Origin of the sequence: Sphingomonas sp. Leaf38, assembly GCF_001421825.1 — a bacterium.
In the GTDB taxonomy this organism is placed as follows: domain Bacteria; phylum Pseudomonadota; class Alphaproteobacteria; order Sphingomonadales; family Sphingomonadaceae; genus Sphingomonas.
Genome location: NZ_LMLD01000010.1, coordinates 361,220 through 380,223, shown reverse-complemented (window position 1 = coordinate 380,223; position 19,004 = coordinate 361,220). Strand labels below are relative to the sequence as shown.

Here is a 19,004-nt window from a genome sequence, read left to right as displayed (position 1 = left end):
AGGGGCCAGTAAACGGCGCGCATCGTATCGGGACCGGCGATGCGATGCGCGCTGTCGATGCCTTATCGTCAGTATTTCAGGCGTGCACCGATCGAGAAGATACGCGCCTCGTATCGGACGTCGCGCGGGTAGGCGGGCGCCTCGACATAGCTTTTGTAAGGCTGTTTCAGGAGGTTCGTCGCATCGATGGTGATCGTTGCGTTCGGCATGACGTCATAGCTGGCGGACAGGTCGAGACGGCCGACCGGTGCCGAATACGCCGTCGCGAACACACCGGGCGCGGTATAGGAATCGACGTTGGCGCTGCGGTGGTTGTACGCGAGCCGGACCGACGCTGGCCCAGCCTCGTATAGGCCAATGACGTTGTAGCTCCACTTCGAGACGCCCGGCAGCGATCCCGTCGTTCGGGTCAGCCCCGGAACCGGCGGGAGGCTCTGCGAGCCATCGATATAGGTGCCGTTCGCCTGAATACCGAACCCGCGCATAAAACCCGGCAGGAAGTCGAAGAAGGTGGTGAACGCGGCCTCGACCCCCTTGATCTGGCCCGAGCCTGCATTCTGCGGGCGATAGACGAGGATCGGGCCAAAGGTGGGATTGATCTCCTGTGTGCCAAAACTGCTGATGAAGCCGTCGATCTTGCGATAGAAGCCGGCGACCGACATCGATCCGGTGCGCGAGAAATAATATTCCAGCGACGCATCGTAATTGTCCGAGCGGATCGGCTGCAGGTTCGGATTGCCGCCGGAGCCGGTGTACGAGATGATCCCGCCGATCGTCCCCTGCTGGATCGTCAATGCCGGATTGATCTGGTTGAATCCCGGCCGGCTTAGTGCTTCGGTTCGTGTCGCGCGGAATTGCAGCTTGTCTGTCAGGTGGAACGTCAGGTTGATATTCGGCAGTATGTCGACATAGCGATTATTGGCCCGCACAGGAACGAACACCGTGCTCGGAACGCCGTTCGTCGAGACGTTTTGCGCCGAGGTGCCGTCGAGAATATTGTCGGTGATGACGATCCGCGTGCCGATCACGCCATCGACCTTGATCCCCAGCGCCTCGCCCGCAAACTTCAACTGCGTGTAGCCGGCGTAGGTGACTTCGTTTGCGGAAAAGGCGTTGACCGCGTTGTAGCCGGGTATGGCCGGCGCCCATGTCGCGATCGTGCCTGCGTCGGCGCCCGATCGCACCAGCCCACCCCGCACAAAGTCACGGATCCCCGTGATGTTGTCGAGCACGCCGTTGGCGGAGATGCTGTAATAGCTGCGGAATTTCTGCGTATCGGATCCGCGGAAGCCGGCGTCTATGACGCCGCCCGCATTGACCCCGGGCACCTGCGCGATCGGAATGCCGAGTTGCGGGAACGCGGCGTAGCGATCGCCCGACTGCGCGCTGGCATCGCGATTGGCGTAGCGCAGGCCGATCTGAAACTCCGGAAAGAGCTCCGACCCGGTGTCGAGCACCATGTTCCCCTGCCACTGGATCTGCTTGCCCGTGGCGCGGTTGCGCTGGTCGTAGAAGCCGCGGAAATTGTAGCTGGCGGGATCATTGAAATCGAGCCCGGTCGGCGTGAAGTCGACGCTGCCTTCGACGTTCAGTCCAACCTGAACCGCGATCGGCCGGACGAGTTGCGTATCGAACGAGTAATACACATTGTCGACGATCGATTTGGTGTAGGCGAGGTCGGTCGTGAACACCGCGTTGCCCGACGTATACTTGGCACCGATCGCGCCCTGATAGGTGTCGGTCTTCTCGACGCCGACCTGTTTCGACGGTCCGTTGACGATCCCGAGCTGCGCATTGAAGCTGGCAGGCGTCTTGCCGTCCGCCGTCAGGACGAGGTCGCGCAGCGTTGGTGATCCCGCCTGGATGGGAATGCCGAAGAAGTCGTCGCCGCGGGTATTGCGGTACGCTTGCCACAACCCGTCGACATAGACCTCCAGATTGTCGTTCGGTCGCCATTGCAGCGAGCCGTTGAGCGAAGGTCGCTTGCGGATGCCACGGGCGTAGAACAGCCCGATATCCTGCGGATACGTGAACTGCCGACCGACCGACGCCGGCAACACCTGCTGGTCGGGCAACAGATAGTCCTGGAAGCCCTGATAGCGGATCGAGTTGAGATACTGCGACTGGGTGTAGCTGAAGTTGAGCAATGCACCGATCTCGCCGATCCCGGTGTCCCAGCGATCCGATACGAGCACGCTGCCGATCGGATCATATTTGCGCGATTCGTCGTTATAGGTGCCACGGATTGCCCCCGCGAGTTCGAACCCCTTAAAATCGAACGGACGACGCAGCCCGATATTGACGAGCCCCGCGATCCCGCCCTCGATGTTCGTGGCCGTCGTGGCCTTGAACACTTCGACCTTGGACAGCGCTTGGGCGGGAAAATCCTGCAGGGCCACCGCGCGACCATCGGCGGTGAAGATATCGCGATTCTGGAGCGTCGTTTGTACGTTCGGCAGGCCACGGATCAGCACGCCGCTGGCCTCGTCGCGATAACGGCCGACCTGGACGCCGGTCACGCGTGCGAGCGCCTCGGAGGCGTTGTTGTCGGGAAACTTGCCAATATCCTCGGCAACGAGCGCATCGACGATCGCGACATTGTCGCGTTTGAGAGTCTGCGCGCTCTGCAGGCTGGCGCGGATGCCGGTGACGACGATGTCCTCGCTGGATGCGTCCGCCGCGGTGCCGACGGTCCTTGTCGCATCATCCTGCGCGTCGGGGTCGGTCGTCGCAGCCGGGGCGTCCGTCGTCCCGGCGATGACGCTCTGCCCGGTCGACCCGGTCTGCGCCAAAGCTGCGGTGGTCCCGCCGGTTGCCGCCAGGACCAGCCCGGACGTGGTCACGAGTAGCGTCGAAAGAGTCCGCATCGTCATCCTCTCAAGTTTTATCGTTGGTGTCGATCGGGCGCGCGCGCGCCATCGTCAGCGTCAGCGTCAGCGTCAGCGTCAGCGTCAGCGTCGGCGTGAAGCTGCGTCGCGGTCGCTCAGCGGCGCGACCGTGATCCGGTCGATGTCGGGCGCGAAACGTGACCGCAGCAACACGCCCGGCCAGGTTTTCGACGCGTAGCTGCGTCCGTCGAAGTTCGGCTGCTCTTCGCCGGCAAAGCGCACGCTGTTGCGCCCTGCGTGGAGCGTGACGGGGACCGTCAGCGTCCACCAGTTGTTGCGATGGAAGCTGTTGGGAAACGTTACGGGTATCGGTGCGTCACCGTTCACCGAGATCAGCGCGCGGCGGGCGAGCGGATCGGGATTATAGTGCGTCGCCTGCGACTGTTCGTCGTTGGAATAGCGGATGGTGAGCGCATAGCGACCGGCCCGGCTGACGGTGACGTCGTCGAAGGTGAGGGTGTTGCCATTGCCCGGATCACCGCCGATCCCGGTCACCGCCCGCGCGCCGCTTGCGCGCGAGGCAGCGGCGATGCTGGCGGTTCCGGCAATGGTCGCGGCTTCAGCCTCGTGGCTGCTGGCGTTGCCAAGAGCCGGCGTGCCGACGCGGATACGGTCCAGCAGCGTCGCCGCCGAAGCCCCGGTCACCACGATCTTGTTGATGCCGCCCATCAGGAACGCCGTCGATCCGGGTGGCACTGGCGCGCCGTTGACCGTCACGGTGACCGCATGCGATCCCAGCGTGTCGATAGCGACCGGCGCAAGGCCCTCGTTGGCGGCATAGACCCAGAACGTCGCCCGCGCTCCGCTGGGTAACGCGACCACGCCGGGGCCCGATCGGGCGGCGGCGCCATAGGACGGAGTGGTCCCGGCAAGCGATGCGTATTCCGCTTCGTAGATCGCCTCTCCCGCCTTCGGATCGGGCAGCGTCAGCGTGATACGGTCCACCAGTGCGTTGCCGATCGTCCGGCGCTTGCCGTCGAGGCTGCGCGTGGCGAGCGTCACGACATGGCGCCCCTTGGTCAGCTTGACGGTCGTGTCGGCGTGATCCCAGACCGAGGGTTTGTAGCCGAGCGGCAGCAGCATCTCGCGTTCGCTTGCCGCGATGCCGTCGATACGGACGAAGACATTCGTTGCCCCCTGTTGCGCGACGGCAGCGTCCTTGTTGAAGCTGTTGGCGATAACCCGCAGGTCGTAGGTCCCGTCGCGCGGAACCTGGACGGGGAATGCCAGCCGGGTGTCGGTCCCGGTCGCCAGTCCCGCCACCGAATAGCCCCCCGAAGTATAGAAGCGGTCGACCGCTTTCGGCGATCCCTCGGGGCCCTTGATCGTCAGTCCGGTGCCTTGGCGCTCGGCCTTCTCCGCCTCGTAATCCTGCTGCCAGAGGATCGGGTCGCGTGTCGTGGCGCCGCCGCCTGCGGGTGACACGATCATCTCGTAGGCGGACTCCTCGCGGAGCGCCGGCAACGCGCCGCGACCGAAGGCGAGATCCAGCGTCCCGGCAACGATCGGCAGCGTCAGGTCCGCGATCGCGCGCGGTGGAGGCGCATCGCCGAGTTGACCGCTCCAGCCGATCTCGCGCACCAGGACGCGGACGTTCCTGCCGAACAGCGCCGCCGGGATGTTGGCGAGCGACACGGTGTTCGCCCCGCTGCCGCCCCCGAGGATCACGCGCGCCTGTTTCTTGGCCGGGTCGAGCGTTGCCACGCCTTGCAAGGTGTAGCTCTCGCCCGGCTGTGGCGGCGTCACGGCCAGCGTATGGCCGCTCATCCCGGCATACGCGTGCAGCAGCCACCACTGGCCATTGCCGCGATTGGCCTGCACCGCGGAATCGCTGAGATTGCCGTCGATGTTCCAATAGGCGATGTCGGCATCGACCTTCGCGTCCTCGATCGCAGCGATCCACTGGATCATCTGGCCCGGCACCGAGGTGTGATAATTATAGGCGTATTCGTTGATGTTGATCGGCAGATGTCGGCCATCGTGCCGCGTCCCGGCGAAGACCTGATCTTCCCATTTGCGATAGCGGGCAACGCTGGCGCGGACCGTGGCCGGGTCGCTGAGCTCGTGCCAGGTGATGACGTCGGGCACCGTGTCGACCGCGACCACGTGGCGCATGAAGCCGAGATTCTCGTCGTATAGCCGGCTGGTGTTCGGGCCGGCGATGCGCGCCCCCGGCAATGTCGCTCGGATCATCCGGACCGCCCGGTCCCAGGCGTCGAAGAATATCTTCGGGTTCTTTTGCCAGCCGATGCCGTCGCAGCTTTCCGGCCCGTCACCGAACATGTTTCCCTCGGGCTCGTTATACGGCACGAAGACGATGCGGGAGCGGTACTTGGCGGGCAGCGTCTTGACCTGCTCGACCTGCGCACGCAGCTTCTCGATATAGCTTGCGACCGACGCGGCACAGCCACCGGTCTTCCACCGATACGGGAAGTGCCGGGTGATATCGGTCATGTAAATATAGGTGTCGCCGTTCGACGCATCCGCCAGCAGCCGCGCAACCTCGAGCGCATCCGCACCCGGGTGCTGGGGCCCGTCCTGTGCCTTGGTCGATACGGTCCGCAGGCCGATGCCCTCGATCAGATTGGGGAAGGGCAGGCGGGCATCGTAAAGACCGTACAGCGTACCCGACGCGCCGCCGTGATACGCGCCGGTGTCGCTCGACACGTCGATCGTCAGGCGGCGGGATTGGGCGGGAGTCGCGGCCGGCTTGCTAGTATCTTGGCGGGGGGTCTCTTGCGCCACGGCGTCCTGAGCAGGGAAGGCGTAGCCGGCGAGCGTCGTCGCGGCGAGCATTGCCACGATCAGGGTGCTGCGACCGCGCCTGCGACTGAAACGATGCGTTGGGATCATGGCGATGCGCTTTCGATTGAGCGGGTGGGGGACGCGCGCGATCATGCCGGTCGTGCTGCGGTCATGGCGGCGATCGTCTCGCGGTTCAGGATCAGGCGGCTTGCGGTCAGCGCCAGCAGCAGGTGGAGGATGCCGGGCACGATCGTCGACAGCATGGTGATTCCCGAGAGCGACAGCGGCGTCTGGTTGCCCGTTCCCGCGCGGTACGACACGGCGACGAGGACCGTGCTGATCAGGACGCCGGCCAGTGCCCAGGCCAGTTTCACGAAAAACTGGTTGAAGGCGAAGCTCATCCCCGACGAGCGCATGCCGGTCTTCCATTCACCATATTGGTCGGCGAGCTGGATCAGCGTGAAGTGCAGCGGCAGCGTGCAGCCCAGTACGATGCAGCACAGCGCCACCAGTACCAGCCAAAGGTTTGGGAGGTCGCCCGGAACGAAGAACGCCGCGAAATGACCGGCGACGAGGATCAGGTTCACCCAGACATAGACGTCGCGGACCGCGAAGCGGCGCGTGAACAGCTGGACGACGATCGACCCGATGAATCCGCCGATCGTCGCCGTACCGAAGAACAGCGCCTGGTAGGTCGCGTCGCCGTTCAGGACATAGGTGATGAAATACAGCGCCGCGCCGCCCTTCGTATTGAAGATGCCGATCAGCAACAGAGTCATGACGAAGGTCAGTCGCAGCTGGCTGTTCTTCAGCGTGTTGGCGACCGCGGTGCGGAGCGGCACGTCATCGGACGCGGCGGCAACCGTCGTCCGTTCACGCACGAACACAAAGCATAGCAGGAACAGCACGACCGCGACGGCGCTGAGGATCGCGACGCCATCGCGGTAGCCGCGCGCGATATCCGCGCCACCGAGATAGCGCACCATGATCGGCAGGCCGACCGACACCGTGAACGACGCGACCGCCACCAGCGCGAACCGTACCGACTGGCAGGACACGCCTTCCTCCGCGCTGTCGGTCATGCGGGTGATGAGCGCGCAATAGGGGACGTTGTTCAGCGAATAGAACAGCGCGAGCAGGAAATACGTCGCCGCGGCGTAGGCGACCTTGCCGTCGTAGCCCAGATCGGGCGACTGGAAGGTCAGGAAGCAACTGATCCCGACCGGCAGCGCGGTCCACAAAAGATACGGACGAAACTTACCCCAGCGGGTCTGCGTGCGGTCGGCCATGATGCCGATCAACGGGTCGGAGATCGCATCGAAGATACGCAGCGAAACAAAGATGATCCCGACCACCGCCGGCGCCAGGCCGAAGACGTCGGTATAATAGAATGTCAGGAAATTCGCGATCAGACCGGTGATGATCGTGCCGCCGGCGTCGCCCAGACCATAACAGATCTTCTCGAAGAACGGCACGCGCGCGCCGCGCCGGGGATCGTCCGCGACAAGGCTGCCGTCCGCTGTCTGTATCACCGCTGTTCCGCTCATCATGCCCTCCGCTGGACCGCCGCTGTCATGCGCGCCGTATCCGGTTGCCGCCGTTCAATTCATTCAGTCGTCCGCGTCCTCCGCGAACGCCGCGATTACTGCGGCGTCGGCGCGAACGAACACCGGTATCCGGTCGAGCGCCGCGTCGCGTTCGATGGCGGTGCCGCCCTCCAGGCGATCGCCCGTCCACGGGTCGATCCAGCCGCCGGCGGGCAGGTACACCGTGCGCGCGGACGCGCCGGCGGCCAGGATCGGCGCGACGAGGATGTCGGGTCCGAACATATATTGGTCGTCGATCGTCCAGCAGTGCGGATCGGCCGGATATTGATAGAACATCGTCCGCATCAGCGGATCACCCTGTTCGTGCGCGACGCGCATCAGATCGCCGACATAGGGCCGCAGCCGCTCGCGCAGCGCCGCATACCGGCGCAGGATCGCGTAGACGTCGCCGCCGAAGCTCCACAATTCGTTGCCCGCCCCCGTGTCGCACTGCGCGATGCCGTCGCGGAACGGGACTTCGGGCGGGGTGATCGGATCGCGGTGCCCGTGCATGCGCAGGATGGGGGAAAAGACCGCCCATTGGAACCACCGCACCAGCAGCTCGTGGAAGGCGGGATCGTCGACATGGCCGCCGTGGAACCCGCCAATGTCGGTCGTCCACCACGGGATACCGGCCAGTCCCATGTTCAGCCCGGCGCTGAGCTGGTTGCGCATCGAATCGAACGAGCTCTGGATGTCGCCGGACCAGACCAGTGCCCCATAACGCTGGCTGCCGGCCCAGGCGCAGCGAACCAGGCTGACGATCTCGGTCTCGCCATCGGCTTTCAAGCCGTCATGGAATGCCTGCGTATAGTGCAGCGGATAGGCGTTGCCGACTTCGCGGACGTCACCCGCATGATAGCGATAGAGATCGAAATCATATGCGCTGTATTCCGGTTCGGCCTCGTCCAGCCAGAACAGCTTGACACCCAGATCCCGGTAATTGCGTTTCGCGACGTCCCAGATGAAGGCGCGGGCGCCGGGATGCGTGGCGTCGATGAAGCGTGTGTTGCCCAGAAAATCCTGGTGAATGTTGATGCCGCGGTTGGCGTTGACCAGATAGCCGCGCTCGGCCATCGTCGCATAATTGTCCGAGCGCGGATCGACGGTCGGCCAGACCGATACCATGAGCGCGACACCCATAGCCTCAAGTTCCGCAGTCATCGCGGCGGGGTCTGGCCATTCGCGCGGGTCGAACCGCCAATCCCCCTGCACCGGCCAATGAAAGAAGTCGGCGACGATCACCGACAGCGGAATGCCCCGTCGCGCATAGTCGCGCGCGACGTCGAGCAGTTCGTCTTGGGTCCGATAGCGCAGCTTGCACTGCCAGAGCCCGGTCGCGAACGCGGGCATCATCGGGACCGTGCCGGTGACGGACGCATAACTGCGTACGATATCCGCCGGGGTGTCGCCCGCGGTGATCCAATAGTCGATCGCGCGCGCGGCGTCCGACGTCCAGCGCATGCCGTTTGCGGCGAAACAGGCCTCACCGACCGCCGAGGAGTTCCACAGCAACCCATAGCCATGGCTCGATACGACGAACGGGACGCTGGCCTGCGAATTTCGTTGGGCGAGTTCGAGCGAGCATCCTGCAAGATCCAGATTGGGCTGCTGATACTGGCCCATGCCGAACAGCCGCTCGTCCTGTTTCGCTTCGAACCGAACGGTGATCTTGGACACCCCGCCGTGGAGCGGTTTGAACTCGCGGCCGGAAAGGGCGAGGGCGCTGATCTTGCGCGTTTCCGGTTCGCCGACGGTCCAGTATTGCGTGACGGTATCGCGCTGCCGCCATTTCTCCTCGAGCAGCAGCCGTCCTTGGCTGTTCAGGAAACGGACGCGCCCCTGCAGGTCGATTTCCGCCACGATGCCGCCATTGGCGATGCGGGCGATGTTGCCATCGCGCGTGACGTGCGCGCTGTGGCCCGGCGATGGCAGCAGCGCGCCCGGCGGTACGTCGCGTTCCGGATAGGGCGACGCCCGCAGCCGAAGTCCATCGTGGCCATGGGCCTCGATGCGCAGCCACTCGCCGTTATACGACCAGCAGACGGCGTCCGGTTGCAGTGTCAGCGTGTCCATTCGCGCGTCATCCTCGATCCTGTCGCCGTCTGTCGCGGCAATCCGTAAACGTTTTCCGTAAACGTTTACGGTAGATCACTTATGCGGCTCGCGCTGTCAACACGTACTTGCGTCCGGCGGATAGAATGGCGACGGAGTGGCATGGATATCCGCACGCTTGCCCATCATCTCGGCCTTTCGATCGGGACGGTGTCGCGCGCGCTGAACGGCAAGAAGGACGTCAACCCGGAGACGCGTCGCCGCGTCATCGAGGCCGCTACCGTCCATGGCTATACGGCCAACCAATCGGGTCGGTCGCTGCGGCGGGGACGGACCGGCTCGGTCGGTTTCATGCTGACCCTGGAACATGACAGCGCGGCGCATGGCGATCCGTTTTTCATGGCGCTGTTCGAGGGGGTCCAGGCGGGCCTTGCCGAGGAAGATGTCGACCTGATCGTGCTGCTGGCGCGGGAAGGCGAAGACCAGCTCGATTTCTTGCGCCGCAACGTGTCGCGCGGTATCGCCGACGCCTGGCTGTTGTCGGCGACGCAGCGCGAGGATCCCCGCATCCCGTTCCTGCTTGCCAAGAACATTCCGTTCGTCACCCTCGGGCGCAGCGCTTCGGGAGGCCCGCAGCCATGGATCGACCTGAATTTCGAGGATCTGGTCCAGACCGCGATCACCCGCTTTCTCGCGCAGGGCCACGACCGGATCGGGCTGGTCGCGCCGCCATCGACGGTCAACAACAGCTTCGTCGTGATCGACGCGTATCGCGAGACGTTGCGTGCCGCCGACATCGCCGTCGACGAGCGTCTGATCCAGCAAGGCGGCGGTGACGAGATCGCCGGAAGTCTCGCGGTCGAGGCGTTTATGCGCCTTGATGAACCGCCCTCCGCAATCCTAGTCATGGGAGAAACGGCGCCCGTCGGGGTGTACACCGGGCTTCGGAAATTGGGGCTGGTACCAGGTTCGGACATCTCGGTGATCGGCGCGCGTGCCAACCCATCGACGTCCGCCTTGCAGCCGGCATTGACGTGTTTTCGACTGGAACTGCGCGATCTCGGACTGGGGCTCGCGCGCGCGCTGCTGCCGAGGCTACGCGATGCCGCGGCGCCGCCGACCTCGGCGACCCACACGCTGTGGCCGTTGGTCCTGAGCGTCGGCAACAGCGAAGTCCGCCGGCAAATACCGTAGGGCATTTAGCGGTCACCTGACGGTCTCCTCCGCCCATGCGCGGTAAAGGGCGGCTGTGGCGGACCGCATCGCGCGTTGGAGATCGCGCTGTGGCGTGATGGCCCCAGCATAGGTCGCCGACCAAGACCGGTCGGCCAATGCGCCGCAGTGAAAGCTCCAGGTCCGACGTACCGGGATGCGGCTAGAGGCGCGGCAGCGTCACGCCGCGCTGGCCCATATATTTGCCTGCGCGGTCGGCATAGCTGACCTCGCACGGCTCATTGCCCTTGAGGAACAGGAACTGGCAGGCGCCCTCGTTCGCGTAGATCTTCGCGGGTAGGGGGGTCGTGTTGGAGAACTCCAGCGTCACATGGCCCTCCCATTCGGGCTCGAGCGGGGTCACATTGACGATGATCCCACAGCGCGCATAGGTCGACTTGCCCAGGCAGATGACGAGGACGTCGCGCGGCACGCGGAAATATTCCACCGTGCGGGCGAGCGCAAAGCTGTTGGGCGGGATGATGCATACGTCGGTCTTGCGATCAACGAAGCTGTTCGCCGCGAAATCCTTCGGGTCGACGATCGCGCTGTCGACGTTGGTGAAGATCTTGAACTCGTCGGCAACGCGCGCGTCGTACCCGTAGGACGACAGTCCGTAGGAAATGCAGCCGTCTCGGCGCTGCGCTTCATGGAACGGCTCGATCATCGCGTCGCCGAGCGCGCGCTCGCGAATCCAGCGGTCGGACATCACGGACATGGTAGCTCCTCTTCGGCGTGCGCTTTCGCGCGGATGATCCTGAACGGCAAGGGGGCAGGCTTCGTATCGTGCAGTCGGGCACGAACGAACGCGCGATCGCGTCGCGTGGATGGCGTGCCGCCTGCACAGTTCTAAGCGCGCGATGCGGATGTAGGGATCGGGATGCGCTCGGCGTGCACGCCGCCGCGCCGCGTGCATCCCGGGCAGGCGACCGTCTGTGATCCGTGATCAGGCTTTGCGCCGATGCCGCCGCGGGATTCTGCGGCAACGCTGCTGACCGGCGCGGATCGCGCGCTGATCGACCTCGGCGAGGTGCTCGACGCCGGTCGGGAGCATCTTGACGGACTGGTTTGCGGCGTGGCGTATCATGCGATCCGCCGCCGGATACGGACGGAGAATGTCGCATGACAATATTTCGGGTCAGCCGATCCCGAGATCCGCCGGCCCGAAGGCATCGGGGAGCAGTTCCGACAAGGCATAGGTTCGGATCGCGTCGCCTTCCGCCGCGCCGCAGTAGACGGGAAGATCGCGCCCCCCCATTTGCGCGGCTTCGTTGATGACCTGGCGGCAGCGGCCGCAGGGGCTGACGGGCGAAGTCCCCGTCGCGCGGCCGTCGGCGTCCATCGCGCCGCCGATCACGCCGATCGCGACGATGTCGCGGAGGCGACCCGCGGCGCTCGCCGTTGCGATCGCGACCGTCTCGGCGCAGAGCGACAGGCCGTAGCTGGCGTTCTCGACATTGGCGCCGGTGATGACGCTGCCGTCGTCGAGCAGCACGGCCGCGCCGACCGCGAACCGCGAATAGGGCGCATGCGCGTTGCGCGCGGCGTCTCTGGCTGCGGCGACGAGCCGCGTTGCGTCTTCACTCATGATGCCACCACGTCCCAATTCACCGGTCCCTCGATCCCGTCGATGCGGCGGAAATCGCTCGCGCGCCACATCCGCCACGGCCGCGCGGTGTAGTCGGGTTTCCGCACATTCTCCACCGCCCATAAAGGCCGCGGCACCGCGTCCGACAGGCTGTACTGCGTGTCGACCGCCTTGCTGATCCGCAGCATCACGGGCTGCCGGGTGTGCGTCTCGACCATCGTCACGAATTGCGCGACGTCGGCGATCAGCGTGGCGCGATTCGGGCGCGCGGTGCAGTCGTCATGAAAGGCGATGTCGACCGCGGTCGGCAACGCATCCGCGGTGCGCGGCACGAAGGTGTTGAACGCGTTGGCCTGTTCGTCCGCACGCTGGCACAGCGAATAGACATGCACCGCGCCGCGCCGGAGGCCGGCCTCGGGCAGCGCCGCCCAGTTCGCCTCGAACCCCGGATCGCGGCGATCGGTGCCCGACGTCGCGACGAGATAGGCGAAGTCGGCGCCGCGCGCCCGCACCGTACCCCATTCGACGGGGCCGGGATTTTCGGCAAGGTCGATGCCCTGCAACGGATACTGCTTCACGTCGGGGTGCCAGCCGGTGGCGGCGGTCCAGCCGCAGATGCCGACAAAGCCGGTCGCGGCCAGCGCGGCCGCGAATTTCAAAAGTCCGTAAGCCATGGGTCTTCTAATTGCGGATGTGGAGGACGCAGATCAGCGTGAACAGCCGTCGCGCGGTGTCGAAATCGACCTCGATCTTGCCATCGAGGCGTTCCTTCAACAGCTCTGCGGCCTCGTTGTGGATGCCGCGGCGCGCCATGTCTACCGTCTCGATCTGCGCGGGGGTCGATTGCCGGATCGCCTGGTAATAGCTGTCGCAGATCGCGAAGTAATCCTTGATCGGCCGGCGAAACCGCCCGAGCGCGAGCACCAGAGTCTCGAGATGCGTGTCGTCCTCGCGGTGGATATGGATGCCGAGGCGCCCTTCCTCCGACTGGAGCTTGATCTTGAAGGGGCCGGCATAGCCGTCGGGATAGGCGCGCTGCGGCGCGAAGTGATTGCCCTCGATCAAGTCGAAGATCGCGATCCGGCGCTCCTGCTCGACGTCGGGCGAACGCCAGCCGAGACTGGTCTCGTCGAGCTCAACATCGATGATCCGCGGGTCGGCCATGACGATGCGATAGCGGGGCGCGTTCGGCCTGTCACTTATCCCCAGCATTCCGGCGCGAGCAGCTTGGACGAGGACCCGTCCATCGCGTAGGTGCGGGGGATGGCAACTCTCGCATTCCCCGTACCCGCCGTGGCCGAGCCGCAGCAGCTTCCCCGCAACGTCGAAGCCGAGGCGGCGATGCTCGGCGCGATGATGATCGACAACCGGCTCGCCGACGATCTGGTCGACAAGCTCGAACCCGGGCATTTCTTCGAACCCGTCCACGGGCGAATCTTCGCGGCGATCAAGACGCTGCGCGGCAACGACATGCTGGTGACGCCGGTCACGTTGCGGCCGATGTTCGACGCGGACGAGGGCATGCGCGAGCTTGGCGGGCCGGCGTATCTCGCTGGGCTGACCGGCAGTGGCGCCGGGCTGATCGGTGCGCGCCAGTTCGCGCAACAGATTTATGACCTCGCGATGCTGCGCGCGCTCGTGTCGGTCGGGCGGACGCTCGTCGACCGCGCGATGGACACCTCCGAAGAGGTCAATCCGCGCGCGCAGATCGAGCTGGCCGAGGAGGAGCTGTTCAAGGTCGCGGCGGATGGCGGCTCGGAGAATACGGTGAAGTCGTTCGCGCAGGCGACGACCGCAGCGGTCAAGATGGCCGAGCGTGCGCTGAACTCCGGCGGCAACCTGTCGGGCGTCACGACGGGCATCGATTCGATCAACGCGAAGATCGGCGGCATGCATCACAGCGATCTGATGATCCTCGCCGGCCGTCCGGGGATGGGCAAGACGTCGCTCGCCACCAACATCGCGTTCAATGCCGCGCGGCGCTGGATGCGCGACATGGCGGATGGCATCGCGCCCAAGGACTCGGTAGGCGCGAAGGTCGCATTCTTCTCGCTGGAAATGTCTGCGGATCAGCTGGCGACGCGTATTCTCGCCGAGCAGTCGCAGATCAGTTCCGAATCGCTCCGCATGGGTAAGATCAGCCGCACCGAGTTCGCGCAGCTCGCGGCCGCGGCGGCCGAGCTGGAGAACCTGCCGCTGTTCATCGACGATACCGGCGGTCTGTCGATCGGCGCGCTGCACACGCGCGTCCGCCGGTTGCAGCGTCGCCATAACAACGAGATCGGGCTGGTGGTGGTCGACTATCTCCAGCTGCTGTCGGGGTCGGGCAAGAGCAAGGACGGCAACCGCGTGCAGGAAATCTCGGAGATTTCGCGTGGGCTCAAGACGCTCGCGAAGGATCTGAACGTGCCGGTGCTGGCGCTGTCGCAGCTAAGCCGCGCGGTGGAAAGCCGCGAGGACAAGACGCCGATGCTGTCGGATCTTCGCGAATCGGGGTCGATCGAGCAGGATGCCGACATGGTCTGGTTCGTCTACCGCGAGGATTATTACGTCGCGTCGAAGGAGCCCAAGCGCCCGGCCGAAGGCGACAGCGCAAAGATCTTCGAGGATCACGCGTCCTGGGCGGCGGAAATGGAGCGGGTGTACGGCCTGGCCGAGCTGATCATCGCCAAGCAGCGCCACGGCGCGACCGGCAAGGTGCGGATGAAGTTCGATCCGACGATCACGAAGTTCTCGGATCTGGCGGAATATTGAGGCTCTTAGGCCCCTCTCCCCGCCGGGGAGAGGGAAGGGGTCCGCGGCTTCTTGGCCGTGGGAAGGGTGAGGGGGAGTGAGGCTCGGGACGGTTCGTCACAACTCCCCCTCACCCTTCCGTCGCCTACGGCTCCTCCCTCCCTCTCCCCGGAGGGGAGAGGGACGTGGGTCAGATCATCGGGTCGTAATCGGTGGGGGCGTGGATGCCGCATTCGACCTTGTCGAAGCTGCGCCACCGGCCGGCGCGCGGATCTTCGCCAGGGGCCACCTTCGTCGTGCAGGGCGCGCAGCCGATCGAGAGATAGCCTTGCGCCTCAAGCGGATGCCGGGGCAGCTGATGCTCGGCGAAATAGGCGTCGAGCTTGGCCTTGTCCCAATCCGCCAGCGGGTTGATCTTCAGCCGGCCTTCGTCCTCCTCGAAACGCGGCAGCGCAGTGCGCGTGCCCGACTGGAAGCCCTTGCGGCCAGAGATCCACGAATCGAATGGGGCGAGTGCGCGTCGCAGCGGCTCGACCTTGCGCAGATCGCAGCAGCCGTCGGGATCGTAGGACCAACGAAGCCCGGTCTTGTCCTTGATCGCAAGCAACCGCGGATCGGGCCGGAAAACGCGCAGGTCGGTGAAACCGAGCCGCTCGGCCAGCTCGTCGCGGTACGCCAGAGTCTCGCCGAACATCTTCTGCGTGTTGGTGAAGACCACCGGCACGTCGACATCGACCTGTGCGACCATGTGCAGCAGCACCGCCGATTCGGCGCCGAACGACGACACCGCCGCGATCCGCCCGCGCAACTCGCCCGCGAGCAGTTCGCGCAACATGTCCTGCGCGGACACGCCCTCGAACCGCGTCTGCATCGCCTGCGCGTCCGCGCGGGTGAAGGCGGGCGTGACGTCAATCATGTCGAGTATGCGGGCGGGTTCACCCATGGCGCAGCTTCCACACCGGCACCGCGCCGTCCGCCGCCTTCTGGTACGGCGTGTCATAGCGTTCGAGGCTGGCGCGCAGCACGTCGATATCGATCGGCGCCTGGGGCGCGAAGCTGTCGAACCCGCAGCGCCGCATCAGCGGGATCTGGTCGACGAGTACGTCACCTTGCGCGCGAAGTTCGCCGGTATAGCCCGCCTCGCGCAGGATCCGCGCGGACGAATAGCCGCGCCCGTCGCGATAGCCTGGAAAGCTCACCTCGATCAGCGCGAGCTGATCGATCTGCGGCAACAGCGCGCGTGCGTCGTCGCCCGCCTCGAGCCGCACCGCGGCCGCGTTGCTCTGGCCGATGAACGAATCGAGTGTCACCGCAGGCTCGTCATGCGGCTCGTCGTCGCGGAAGCGCAGCAGCGTCTGGTCCGGATACTCAACCATAGATCGCCTCCTTGAACGTCTCGAAGCCGACGCGGCGGTAGGTGTCGAGGAACCGCTCGCCGGGGTCGCGCACCTGCAGATAGCGGTCGGTAACGCGTTCGATCGCGTCGACCACGCCGTCCTCGGAGAAGCCGGGACCGGTGATCTTGGCGAGGCTGACGTCCTCCGCGCCCGATCCGCCGAGCGAGAGCTGGTAATTCTCGGTGCCCTTCTTGTCGACGCCGAGGATGCCGATGTGGCCGGCATGGTGATGCCCGCAGGCGTTGATGCAGCCGCTGATCTTCAGCTTCAGCTCGCCCAGGTCGCGCTGGCGGTCGAGGCTGCCGAAGCGGGTCGCGATCTTCTGCGCGAGCGGGATCGAGCGCGCATTGGCAAGGCTGCAATAATCGAGACCGGGGCAGGCGATGATGTCGCTGATCAGGTCGAGATTGGCCTCTGCCAGACCCGCCTCGTTCAGCGTCGACCACACCGCGTGCAGATCGGCGATGCGGACGTGCGGCAGGACGATGTTTTGCGCATGCGTCACGCGTAGTTCGTCGAAGCTGTAGCGCGTGCCGAGATCGGCCATCACGTCGATCTGGTCCGCCGACGCGTCGCCGGGGATGCCGCCGACGGGCTTCAGGCTGATGTTGACGATCGCATAGCCCGGCTGCTTGTGCGCCTTCACATTCTGGTCGAGCCAGACGGCGAAGTCGGGATCGCTGCGATCGATCTCGGCGGACGCGGTCTCCTCGAACGCGGGCGCACCGAAATGGCTCGTGATCCGCTCGAGCTCGGCGCGCGGGGGATCGAGGCCGAGGCCCTTCACCGCGGCGAATTCCTCCTCGACCTGGCGACGATATTCGTCGGGGCCGATCTCGTGCAGCAGGATCTTGATCCGCGCCTTGTAGATGTTGTCGCGACGGCCGTAGCGATTGTAGACGCGCAGGCACGCCTCGAGATAGCTCATCAGGTCGTCGGCGGGGACGAAATCGCGGATCTCGTGGCTGATCATCGGCGTGCGGCCCATGCCGCCGCCGACATAGATCTTCGCGCCGAGCTCACCGTCGCGGACGTGCAGCCCGATGCCGATATCGTGCAGCCGCATCGCCGCGCGATCCTCGTCCGCCGCGATCACGCAAATCTTGAATTTCCGCGGCAGGTAGGTGAATTCGGGGTGGAAGGTGCTCCACTGACGGATCAGCTCGGCCCAGGGGCGCGGATCCGCGACCTCGTCCGCGGCGGCGCCGGCGAACTGGTCGGAACTGATGTTGCGGATGCAGTTGCCCGACGTCTGGATGGCATGCATCTCGACCGTCGACAGCTCCTGGAGGATGTCCGGAGTCTGGTCGAGCTGGATCCAGTTGAACTGGATGTTCTGCCGAGTCGTGAAATGCCCGTAGCCGCGATCGTACTTGCGCGCGATGTGGCCGAGCATCCGCATCTGCCGGCCGTCGAGCGTGCCGTACGGCACCGCGACGCGCAGCATATACGCATGCAGCTGGAGATACAGGCCGTTCATCAGCCTGAGCGGCTTGAACTGGTCCTCGGTCAGCTCGCCCGAGAGGCGGCGGCGGACCTGGTCGCGGAATTCGTCGACGCGCTGGTCGACGATCGCCTGGTCATATTCGTCGTATTTATACATATCAGATTACCCAGCTGCCGGCGTTAGGATCGGCGGGTTTGAGTGTCAGGTCGGGTCGCATCGTCGGGCCAAGCGCGCGGATACGGTCCTTGATGTGGGCGGGCCGGGGCCCGTCGTCGGTCTGCGTCGCCTCGATCAGATAGGGGACGTTGACGCGGCGGGCGCCTTCCTCCGCCTGGAGGATCGATTCACCCGCCACGCCGACGTCTACCGCATCCTCGATATGGCGCGACCAGCCATTGCCGGTCCACCAGATCACGTCGCCGGTGGGAAGGTCGTTTCCGGTCAACAACTTCATGCGGCGGCATCCTCTGCTACGCGAGCCCAGCGGGCCAGTTTGTCCTGCGCGTCGGACAGTTCGACGACTTCACCGACGACGATGATGGCGGGGCTCTTCACCGCTTCGCGCGTCACCATCGCGCCGAGATCGGCCAGCAAGGTGCGGATCGCGCGGCTGCCCGACAGCGTGCCGCGTTCGAGCACCGCGACGGGCATGTCGGGTGCCACACCATCGGCCATCAGCTTGTCGGCGATGTCGGTCGCGGTGGCGATGCCCATGTAGATTACCAGCGTGCGGCCCTGGCCGGCGAGCCCCGCCCAATTCTGCTCGGCAAGCCCCTTGCACTGGCCCGCGACGAAGCTCACCGCGCTCGAATGATCGCGGTGGGTAAGCGGCAGCATGGCCTCGGCAGCGCAACCGAGCGCAGCCGAGACGCCGGGGATCACCTCGACCGGCAGCCCCGCCGCGCGCACGGCTTCGACTTCCTCGCCGCCGCGGCCGAACACGAACGGATCGCCGCCCTTCAACCGGATCACGATCGCGCCGGTCTTCACATGCGCAATGATCAGCGCATTGATCGCCTCCTGCGGCAGCGTATGCCGCGCGCGCTGCTTGGCGACCGAGATGCGCTGTGCCCCCGGCGGTGCGATGTCGAGCACACGCGGATCGATCAGGCCGTCATGCACGACGACGTCGGCGGTCTTGAGCGCTTCGACCGCGCGAACGGTGAGCAGACCGGGATCGCCCGGCCCCGCCCCGACGAGGATGACGCGCCCGCGGGCGGTAGGGTCTAGGAGACTTGCCATGGTATCGGAGATGGGCGGCAACGCGCTGCGCTGCAACCGAATGATGCTTTGGGGGGGGGTAGGAGAGCTTTTGCCGACCGGTTCGATCGGCCTGTCCGGAGCAACGGGCCT

The 19,004-nt window shown here is 65.4% G+C and carries 16 protein-coding genes; 3 read left to right on the top strand and 13 right to left on the bottom strand.

What is annotated here, in order from left to right:
- Positions 1-68: 68 nt before the first annotated feature.
- The 4 genes from ASE88_RS07310 to ASE88_RS07295 all read right to left on the bottom strand — a co-directional run bounded on the left by ASE88_RS07310 (position 69) and on the right by ASE88_RS07295 (position 9,295).
- Positions 69-2,867: a TonB-dependent receptor gene (locus ASE88_RS07310; RefSeq protein WP_162233406.1), complete on the bottom strand. Its 2,799-nt coding sequence runs from the start codon at positions 2,865-2,867 to the stop codon at positions 69-71.
- Between the two features lie 84 nt (positions 2,868-2,951).
- The gene (locus ASE88_RS07305; protein ID WP_200910179.1) at positions 2,952-5,741 is read right to left on the bottom strand and encodes a cellulosome protein; all 2,790 of its coding nucleotides are present in this window, start codon (positions 5,739-5,741) and stop codon (positions 2,952-2,954) included.
- A 41-nt stretch (positions 5,742-5,782) separates the two neighbouring features.
- On the bottom strand, positions 5,783-7,165 hold the full coding sequence (locus tag ASE88_RS07300; RefSeq protein ID WP_235527864.1) for an MFS transporter: 1,383 nt from the start codon (positions 7,163-7,165) through the stop codon (positions 5,783-5,785).
- A gap of 78 nt (positions 7,166-7,243) precedes the next feature.
- Positions 7,244-9,295: a TIM-barrel domain-containing protein gene (locus tag ASE88_RS07295; RefSeq protein WP_056477081.1), complete on the bottom strand. Its 2,052-nt coding sequence runs from the start codon at positions 9,293-9,295 to the stop codon at positions 7,244-7,246.
- Between the two features lie 141 nt (positions 9,296-9,436).
- Between ASE88_RS07295 and ASE88_RS07290 the strand changes: the two genes are divergently transcribed.
- On the top strand, positions 9,437-10,468 hold the full coding sequence (locus ASE88_RS07290) for a LacI family DNA-binding transcriptional regulator (RefSeq protein ID WP_056477078.1): 1,032 nt from the start codon (positions 9,437-9,439) through the stop codon (positions 10,466-10,468).
- A 181-nt stretch (positions 10,469-10,649) separates the two neighbouring features.
- Here the strand turns inward: ASE88_RS07290 and dcd are convergent, their stop codons facing one another.
- Entirely contained in the window at positions 10,650-11,204 is a 555-nt protein-coding gene (gene dcd, locus ASE88_RS07285; RefSeq protein WP_055878967.1) for a dCTP deaminase, read from the bottom strand.
- 243 nt (positions 11,205-11,447) lie between these two features.
- Here dcd and ASE88_RS18835 point away from each other — a divergent pair, with 243 nt between their 5' ends.
- Complete coding sequence (locus ASE88_RS18835; RefSeq protein ID WP_156348325.1) at positions 11,448-11,612, top strand: hypothetical protein; 165 nt, start codon at positions 11,448-11,450, stop codon at positions 11,610-11,612.
- 12 nt (positions 11,613-11,624) lie between these two features.
- On the opposite strand, the gene ASE88_RS07280 is transcribed toward ASE88_RS18835, so the two are convergent.
- Genes ASE88_RS07280 through ASE88_RS07270 form a run of 3 tightly spaced genes read right to left on the bottom strand, consistent with a single transcriptional unit; the run spans position 11,625 to position 13,238 of the window.
- The gene (locus ASE88_RS07280; protein ID WP_056477075.1) at positions 11,625-12,074 is read right to left on the bottom strand and encodes a cytidine deaminase; all 450 of its coding nucleotides are present in this window, start codon (positions 12,072-12,074) and stop codon (positions 11,625-11,627) included.
- Positions 12,071-12,748, bottom strand: a complete 678-nt coding sequence (locus tag ASE88_RS07275) for a glycoside hydrolase family 25 protein (RefSeq protein WP_056477072.1) — start codon at positions 12,746-12,748, stop codon at positions 12,071-12,073. The genes ASE88_RS07280 and ASE88_RS07275 overlap by 4 nt, the downstream gene beginning before the upstream one ends.
- Positions 12,749-12,755: 7 nt before the next feature.
- Positions 12,756-13,238: a UPF0262 family protein gene (locus ASE88_RS07270; RefSeq protein ID WP_055878978.1), complete on the bottom strand. Its 483-nt coding sequence runs from the start codon at positions 13,236-13,238 to the stop codon at positions 12,756-12,758.
- A 99-nt stretch (positions 13,239-13,337) separates the two neighbouring features.
- Here ASE88_RS07270 and ASE88_RS07265 point away from each other — a divergent pair, with 99 nt between their 5' ends.
- Entirely contained in the window at positions 13,338-14,828 is a 1,491-nt protein-coding gene (locus ASE88_RS07265; RefSeq protein WP_055878981.1) for a replicative DNA helicase, read from the top strand.
- Between the two features lie 169 nt (positions 14,829-14,997).
- Here ASE88_RS07265 and ASE88_RS07260 read toward each other — a convergent pair whose 3' ends face one another.
- Genes ASE88_RS07260 through cobA form a run of 5 tightly spaced genes read right to left on the bottom strand, consistent with a single transcriptional unit; the run spans position 14,998 to position 18,893 of the window.
- Positions 14,998-15,750, bottom strand: a complete 753-nt coding sequence (locus tag ASE88_RS07260) for a phosphoadenylyl-sulfate reductase (protein WP_056477069.1) — start codon at positions 15,748-15,750, stop codon at positions 14,998-15,000.
- Positions 15,743-16,183 carry a DUF934 domain-containing protein gene (locus ASE88_RS07255; RefSeq protein ID WP_056050673.1) on the bottom strand — a complete coding sequence of 147 codons (441 nt, stop codon included), beginning with the start codon at positions 16,181-16,183 and terminating at the stop codon, positions 15,743-15,745. Before ASE88_RS07255 ends, ASE88_RS07260 begins: the two co-directional genes overlap by 8 nt.
- Complete coding sequence (locus ASE88_RS07250) at positions 16,176-17,807, bottom strand: nitrite/sulfite reductase (protein WP_056477066.1); 1,632 nt, start codon at positions 17,805-17,807, stop codon at positions 16,176-16,178. Before ASE88_RS07250 ends, ASE88_RS07255 begins: the two co-directional genes overlap by 8 nt.
- A gap of 1 nt (position 17,808) precedes the next feature.
- Positions 17,809-18,105, bottom strand: coding sequence for a DUF2849 domain-containing protein (locus ASE88_RS07245; protein ID WP_056477062.1), 297 nt, complete (start codon positions 18,103-18,105; stop codon positions 17,809-17,811).
- Entirely contained in the window at positions 18,102-18,893 is a 792-nt protein-coding gene (cobA, locus tag ASE88_RS07240; protein WP_056477060.1) for a uroporphyrinogen-III C-methyltransferase, read from the bottom strand. The genes ASE88_RS07245 and cobA overlap by 4 nt, the downstream gene beginning before the upstream one ends.
- Between the last annotated feature and the right edge of the window lie 111 nt (positions 18,894-19,004).